Origin of the sequence: Mycobacterium barrassiae, from assembly GCF_025822765.1 — a bacterium.
Classification (GTDB): domain Bacteria; phylum Actinomycetota; class Actinomycetes; order Mycobacteriales; family Mycobacteriaceae; genus Mycobacterium; species Mycobacterium barrassiae.
Genome location: NZ_JACKUK010000025.1, coordinates 348507 through 355301 on the forward strand (window position 1 = coordinate 348507; position 6795 = coordinate 355301).

8 protein-coding genes and 1 tRNA gene are annotated in these 6795 nt (G+C 64.6%); 3 read left to right on the plus strand and 6 right to left on the minus strand.

Annotated elements, in window-relative coordinates; translation table 11 throughout:
- From kdpB to H7J93_RS16410, 6 genes are all read right to left on the minus strand, one after another.
- On the minus strand, positions 1 to 2142 hold the full coding sequence (gene kdpB / locus H7J93_RS16385) for a potassium-transporting ATPase subunit KdpB (protein ID WP_267307346.1): 2142 nt from the start codon (positions 2140 to 2142) through the stop codon (positions 1 to 3).
- On the minus strand, positions 2142 to 3812 hold the full coding sequence (gene kdpA, locus H7J93_RS16390; RefSeq protein ID WP_267307373.1) for a potassium-transporting ATPase subunit KdpA: 1671 nt from the start codon (positions 3810 to 3812) through the stop codon (positions 2142 to 2144). The genes kdpB and kdpA overlap by 1 nt, the downstream gene beginning before the upstream one ends.
- A gap of 9 nt (positions 3813 to 3821) precedes the next feature.
- Entirely contained in the window at positions 3822 to 3923 is a 102-nt protein-coding gene (gene kdpF / locus H7J93_RS29275) for a K(+)-transporting ATPase subunit F (RefSeq protein WP_267307347.1), read from the minus strand.
- 126 nt (positions 3924 to 4049) lie between these two features.
- On the minus strand, positions 4050 to 4271 hold the full coding sequence (locus H7J93_RS16400) for a hypothetical protein (protein ID WP_267307348.1): 222 nt from the start codon (positions 4269 to 4271) through the stop codon (positions 4050 to 4052).
- 13 nt (positions 4272 to 4284) lie between these two features.
- Positions 4285 to 4926, minus strand: coding sequence for a hypothetical protein (locus tag H7J93_RS16405; protein WP_267307349.1), 642 nt, complete (start codon positions 4924 to 4926; stop codon positions 4285 to 4287).
- 268 nt (positions 4927 to 5194) lie between these two features.
- Positions 5195 to 5401, minus strand: a complete 207-nt coding sequence (locus tag H7J93_RS16410) for a hypothetical protein (protein WP_267307350.1) — start codon at positions 5399 to 5401, stop codon at positions 5195 to 5197.
- Positions 5402 to 5450: 49 nt separating this feature from the next.
- Between H7J93_RS16410 and H7J93_RS16415 the strand changes: the two genes are divergently transcribed.
- The 3 genes from H7J93_RS16415 to H7J93_RS16425 all read left to right on the plus strand — a co-directional run bounded on the left by H7J93_RS16415 (position 5451) and on the right by H7J93_RS16425 (position 6746).
- A complete protein-coding gene (locus H7J93_RS16415; protein WP_267307351.1) occupies positions 5451 to 5792 on the plus strand; it encodes a hypothetical protein in 342 nt (113 codons plus the stop codon).
- A 139-nt stretch (positions 5793 to 5931) separates the two neighbouring features.
- Positions 5932 to 6005 (plus strand) — tRNA-Leu (locus H7J93_RS16420).
- Positions 6006 to 6572: 567 nt separating this feature from the next.
- A complete protein-coding gene (locus tag H7J93_RS16425; protein ID WP_267307352.1) occupies positions 6573 to 6746 on the plus strand; it encodes a hypothetical protein in 174 nt (57 codons plus the stop codon).
- Positions 6747 to 6795: the final 49 nt, after the last annotated feature.

The following is a 6795-nucleotide window of genomic DNA, read 5'->3' on the forward strand; positions in this document are numbered from 1 at the left end:
TCACATCCCTGGGAACAGTTGGACGATCAAATCGATCAATTTGATGCCGATGAACGGGGCGATGATCCCGCCTAGGCCGTAGATGTAGAGGTTGCGGCTCAACAACTTCGACGCGCTCGCGGGCGTGTAGCGCACCCCCCGCAGCGACAGCGGGATCAGCGCGATGATCACCACCGCGTTGAAGATGACCGCGGACAGGATCGCCGACTGCGGACTGTGCAGCCGCATGACGTTCAGCAGGTCCAGGCCGGGGAACATGGCGACGAACAGCGCGGGGATGATCGCGAAGTACTTCGCGATGTCGTTGGCGATCGAAAACGTTGTCAACGCGCCCCGGGTGATGAGCAGCTGCTTCCCGATCTCGACGATCTCGATGAGCTTGGTCGGGTCGGAGTCGAGGTCGACCATGTTGCCGGCCTCTTTGGCCGCTGAGGTGCCCGTGTTCATCGCGACGCCGACGTCGGCCTGCGCCAGCGCGGGAGCGTCGTTGGTGCCGTCACCGGTCATCGCGACGAGCTTGCCGCTGGCCTGTTCCTTCTTGATCAGGGCCATCTTGTCCTCGGGAGTGGCCTCGGCGAGGAAGTCGTCGACGCCGGCTTCGTCGGCAATGGCCTTGGCGGTCAATGGGTTGTCACCTGTGATCATCACGGTGCGAATGCCCATGCGACGCATCTCGTCGAAGCGTTCCCGCATGCCTTGTTTGACGACGTCCTTGAGGTGGACGACGCCCAACACCTTAGCGGTGCCGTTGACTACCTGGCCGACTGCCAGCGGCGTACCCCCGGCGGCGGCGATGCCGTCGACGATGTCGCCGAGTTGTGTCGGCACGATCCCGCCTTCGGACCTCACCCATTCGGCCACCGCGCTCGCCGCGCCTTTGCGCAGTTTGTGACCGTTGAGATCGACGCCGGACATCCTGGTGGTCGCGCTGAATTCGATCCAGGTCGCGTCGGCCAGTTCGCCGTGGGTGCGGGCCCGCAGGCCGTATTCCCGCTTGGCAAACACGACGATCGAACGTCCTTCCGGCGTCTCGTCGGCGAGGCTGGACAACTGCGCGGCATCGGCAAGCGCCTCGGCTGACACACCGGCCAGCGGTACGAAGGCCGCGGCCTGCCGGTTGCCCAATGTGATGGTGCCGGTCTTGTCGAGCAGGAGGGTGTTGACGTCACCCGCGGCCTCGACCGCACGACCCGACATGGCGAGCACGTTTCGTTGCACCAGACGGTCCATACCGGCGATACCGATGGCCGACAACAGCGCGCCGATCGTGGTCGGGATGAGGCACACCAGCAGAGCTACCATCACGATTCCGCTGACGCCGTTTGCGTTGAGCGCCAGCGATTCCGGCACTCCCGCATTGTTGGCTTTGGAGTAGATAGCCAGCGGCTGCAGGGTGGCGACGGCGAAGACGAAGATGATCGTCAGCGATGCCAGCAGGATGTTCAGCGCGATCTCGTTCGGCGTCTTCTGCCGGTTGGCGCCTTCGACGAGCGCGATCATCCGGTCGATGAAACTCTCACCCTGCTTCTGGGTGATTCTGACGACGATGCGGTCGGACAGCACGGTGGTACCGCCGGTGACCGCCGAGCGGTCGCCGCCCGATTCGCGGATGACGGGTGCCGATTCGCCGGTGATCGCCGATTCGTCGACCGACGCAATGCCTTCCACGACGTCACCGTCACCGGGGATGGGCTGGCCCGCCTCGACGACAACGATGTCGCCCTGTTGCAGCAGTGGAGCGGCGACTTCTTCCTCTCGGCCGGACGAGCCTGGCGACCAGCCGATGAGGCGGCGCGCCATGGTAGCCGTCTTGGTCTTGCGTAGCGACTCGGCTTGGGCCTTGCCGCGGCCCTCGGCGACGGCTTCGGCGAGGTTGGCGAACACCACTGTGAGCCAGAGCCATCCGACGATCATCCAGGCGAACCATGACGGATCGAGGAAGGCGAGAATCGTGCTCCACACAGCGCCGATCTCGACGATGAACATCACGGGGTTGCGCCACAGGGTGCGTGGGTCGAGCTTGCACAGCGCGTCGGGCAGTGATTTCCAGAGCATCCTCAGGTCGAGTAGGCCCCCTTGAACACGTCTGGGCACGTTGGGTTTCGGCCGAGTGGATGCAGCGGTCTCAAGGGTCAGGGACATCAGTGGATTCCTTCGGCGAGGGGTCCCAGCGCGAGCATGGGAAGGAAGGTAAGGGCGACCAGGATCAACGTCACGCCGGAGACCATGCCGACGAACTGCGGCCGGTACGTCGGTAGCGTGCCGACGGAATCGGGCGTCTTGCCCTGCCTCGCGAGTGCACCAGCGAGGGCCAGCACGAAGATGATCGGCAGGAAGCGTCCCAGCAGCATGGCCAAACCGAGTGCGGTGTTGTACCAGTCGGTGTTGACCGAGATGCCGGCGAACGCCGACCCGTTGTTGTTGGCGGCGGAGGTGAAGGCGTACAGCACTTCGGAGAGGCCGTGCGGCCCGCCGTTGAGCATGCTCACCCTTTGTCCCGGCATGGCCATCGCGACCGCGGTGCCCGTCAGCACGATCAGCGGCGTGATGAGGAAATAGGTTGCCGCGAGCTTGATCTCACGCGGGGTGATCTTCTTGCCCAGGTACTCCGGCGTCCGGCCGACCATCAAACCCGCGACGAACACGGTGATGATCGCCAGCACCAGCATGCCGTAGAGGCCCGAGCCCACACCGCCCGGTGCGACCTCACCGAGCTGCATGTTGAACAGCGTGATCATGCCGCCGAGGCTGGTGTAGGAGTCGTGGAACGAGTCGACGGCACCGGTGGACGTCAACGTCGTGAGGTCGGCGAACACCGCGGAATCCGGTACGCCGAAACGTTGTTCGACGCCTTCCATCGCCGATCCCACTGCGGTCGGGACGGTTCCGTGTGCCTGCACCTGGAAGGTGACGATAAGCGTCATGCTGATCAGCGCGATCACCGACATGACCGCTGCGATCGCTAGTCCTTGATTGCGGCTGTCGACCATGCGGCCGAAGGTGCGCGGCAGGGAGAACGCGATGCACGACAGGAGGAAGATCTCGACCCAGTTCGTCCACGCGGTCGGGTTCTCGAAGGGATGCGCGGAGTTGGTGTTGAAGAATCCGCCGCCGTTGGTGCCGAGCAGCTTGATGGCTTCCTGGCTGGCGACCGGACCACCCGGGATGGTCTGCTGCCCGCCGGCCAGGGTGGTGGCGACCTGCGTGTGCAGATCCCAGTTCTGGATGGTGCCGCCGATGACGAGGATGAGCGCGCCGATCACCGAGAGCGGCAACAGGATTCGGATACTGCCGCGGATGAGGTCGACCCAGAAGTTGCCGAGTTCTGAGGTGTTGCGACGGGCCAACGCGCGCACGAACACCATCGCCACGGCCATGCCGACCGCTGCGGAGACGAAGTTCTGTACGGCCAGGCCAGCCATCTGCACCAGGTGGCCCTGGGTGGACTCACCCGAGTAGGCCTGCCAGTTGGTGTTGGTCACGAAGCTGACGGCGGTGTTCCACGCCAGCGCCGGGGTCATGGCGGTGCCGGGGTTATTGAGGTGCAACGGCAGCTTGCCCTGCACGAGTTGGAAGATGAACAGGAACAGCACGCTGGCCGCCGAGAACGCCAGCACGCTGCGGGCATAGGCACCCCAGGTCTGCTCGGCCTTGGGGGCGGCGCCGATCAGTCGGTAGAGGATTCGCTCACCGCGCAGATCGCGTTCGGAGGAGTAGACGCGGTACATGTAGTCGCCCAGGGGCACGTGGACAAGCGCAAGGCCGACAATGAGAGAGATGAGGAAGAGGATCCCCGCGGTATCGGAAGACAAAGTGCTCACTCAGAACCTCTCCGGGAACAGCAGGGCGGCGAAGAGGAAGACTGCGATGAGGACCGCGAGGACGAGGCCCACGACGTTGTCGATCACAGCCCCTCGACCCACTTCTGAACCAGGCCGAAGACGGCGAAGACCGCCACCGTCAACGCGATATACACCAGGACGGACATGACACTCCGTGTCGTTTACGGGCAGCCGGCTTTCGGCGACCTGTAGAAGGATCGCCCCAGTTCAGGCAGCTGATACCGGTCTTAGCGCTTTCCTGACGGTGCGGCGATAGTCCTTTACGGATTCCGTCGGCTGTCCAGATGGAGCTTGCGAGGTCTTGCGGATCGCGATGATGCCTGCGCCGATCACCAACGCCATGCCGAAGATTTCGACCAACGTGGGTACCTGGTTCAAGAGGAAACAGTCGATCAGCGCCGTGAAGACAACGACGGTGTAGATGGTCAACGCTCGCTGACGGTCAGCGGGCACGGCCGAATCGCCGCTTGGATTTCTTAGCTGCCGGGTACGGATCCTGAACCCACGCGTCCCACGTCGCTTCGGAGTCCCCTTGAACGGGGCTGTTGGAGACGTGGAGACCGAGGGTCCCGACTTCCTTTGTCGACCAACGAATTAGCGTGCCGTCGTTGCCGATCTCCTGGGCAAGAAGCGCCCGCTCGTCGGATTCGAGCCGGTCGCTGAACGCCTGCATGGTGTTCTTCAGGCGAATGTAGGGGACGGCATCGTCGAACTGTCTACACAGATCAACGAGTTCTCGTCGGGCACGCTCGAGCGGGGTCGTCGGCTCGGCTTCGTCGGGCTCAACTGCGGGGATGCGCTGCTCGACTGACGCTGGGGCCGCTTGCTCGCCGTACTGGGTGCGTAGCGTCTCGAGTTCCGCGGTGGCCGCCAGCGCCTTCTCGCGCCACCATTGCAGGTGGTAGACGACCAGCTTCTCCTCACAGTCCGGACAGACGGTGTCCGCACTGCCGACTTCGGTCAGCTCGGTCGCATTCTCGACCGTTGCCCCGCAAAGTGCCTGGTTGCCGCGACGTTCGAGGTAGTCCGTGTGGTGGACCACCGAAGCGGACAGGCCCCGAACGTAGCTGTGGGGTGGCTCCACATAGCCGAACATAGCCCACTGACGCCGGATCGTTGCGTCAGGAATCACCCCGCTGCCAGTCAAGATCACGCTGGGACAAAGGCTCTCCACAGGTTCCTCACCGATCCTTTGTGGGATGACGCTCTCGATGGACCATCTGACCCGCACCGAGCACGCGACGAGCCCCAAAGCTGAACCGCTTGTGTCGGCGGACGAACATGCCATCCTTCACCGCTGCACGCAGTATCGGGACGGTTTCAAGGGAACCGCTGTCAGACTCCCGGCCGCATTACTGCGATTCGATCCGGTGCGGCAGTGGATACAGCGCGAGCGGTTGGCAGTCGACGTCACGACCGACGGCGAGTTGGCCCAGGCCGTGGTGGCGGGGACCGACCCTGGACGCATCGTCATTCATCCTCGCGACGGAATCGGGGAGCCGACGCGACGGGCCGTCAACGTCGACGTGGCGCGGTTTGTTGTGAGGTCGAGTCGCCACGTCGCCAGGGTTGCCGCGCACAGCCGAGAGCGGCGGCAGGTGCTTGTCGATGCGGCCGCCGATGGTGGGTGCACTGGCGTCGGATGTGTTGGCGCACAGCGAACTCGACCTTGTCGGGCTGCATTGCCGACTCGAGGACGGCGACGTCGTCGGCGCATTGACGCTGAGCCGGGCGATCGCCGAGATGTCCTGGATTCGGCGCCGGTATGACGTCCTGCTCACTCAGATCAGCCTCGCGAACCTCGATGTCGGTCGGCGGTGCGAGCGGTGGATCGTGCGGCGGGTCTCGGATGCGGTCTCCGACGTGATCGACGAGGCCTGCGCGCGGCACCGGTTCCCCCGGCCGGCGCTCACCCTGGCGCCGTCGCGCGGCGCCCTGCTGGGCTACTAGAGACCGACGCGGAGGCGCCCGCTGTCACGGTGGGGCAGCGGGGGTGCATGGTCGTGGGCAGGCGTCATCGGCCCCGCGAGCAGGCGCAGGCCACCTCTGCTGCCGCCCGTAAACTCATGCGCGGCCCGCGAGGGGCCATGCCCCCATAGCCCAATTGGCAGAGGCAGCGGACTTAAAATCCGCCCAGTGTCGGTTCGAGTCCGACTGGGGGCACAAAGAAGGGCCTGGTAGGGCGGCTTTCGAGGCGGGCGGGCTTTTCAAGGCCACCCACCCCGGCGAGCGGCGGGATGATGGCGGCGAGGTCGGCTCGGTAACTTACCTGTGGGCCGGTGAGGCGCAGATGCATGCACATGCCAGCAGGCAGTTGAGGCGGTGGCATCGGAGCTCGCAGAACACTCACTTCGGAAGGTGCCTTCGGTGGACTCTGCCGATGACGTGTCCCGCGTTGTCGAAGATGCGGTACCCCAAGCGATCTCCGCAGACGCTGACACCTTGAATCTCAAGGGTGTCGGGATCGGCGAGGACTCCGGTGATGTCGTAGTTGATAGCTCGATTGCAATCGCGCCGGCGGCCACGACATCCGCTGGAACCTGCGGCCAGGCCAGATGTTCGTGGACCTCGCGTTAAATGCCGGCCCGCGGGGGTCGCCCTTCCAGGTGACGGACCGAGCCGTGATTCGTGCGTCGCGACGCACCAGTGGACGCTTTGAGGATCCGTTGAGGCCGACGCCCGATTCTCTTTCCAACCACGAAGACCGTGGCTCCACGAAAGGAAATGCCGATGACCAACACCCCGTTCGCCAAGCCCGCAGGGACCGTCACCACCTTGGGTGCGGTCAAGAAGCTCGCCACCGCTGCCGCCATCGCGGGGGCCTTGGGGCTAGACGGTATGGAGGCTGACTCGAGGCCGAAGGCCTCGGGCTGCAAATGGACGTGGGTTGCCGATCGCGGGTGAACACTCGCATCGGTAGAGCCACAGTTGCAGATCAGGAGGCCTCCGGTGA

Bases quoted from the DNA above. Each gene is read 5' to 3' on its own strand.
- kdpB (WP_267307346.1), bottom strand. From the start codon at position 2,142: ATGTCCCTGACCCTTGAGACCGCTGCATCCACTCGGCCGAAACCCAAC.
- H7J93_RS16415 (WP_267307351.1), top strand. From the start codon at position 5,451: ATGCGGCCGCCGATGGTGGGTGCACTGGCGTCGGATGTGTTGGCGCAC.
- H7J93_RS16425 (WP_267307352.1), top strand. From the start codon at position 6,573: ATGACCAACACCCCGTTCGCCAAGCCCGCAGGGACCGTCACCACCTTG.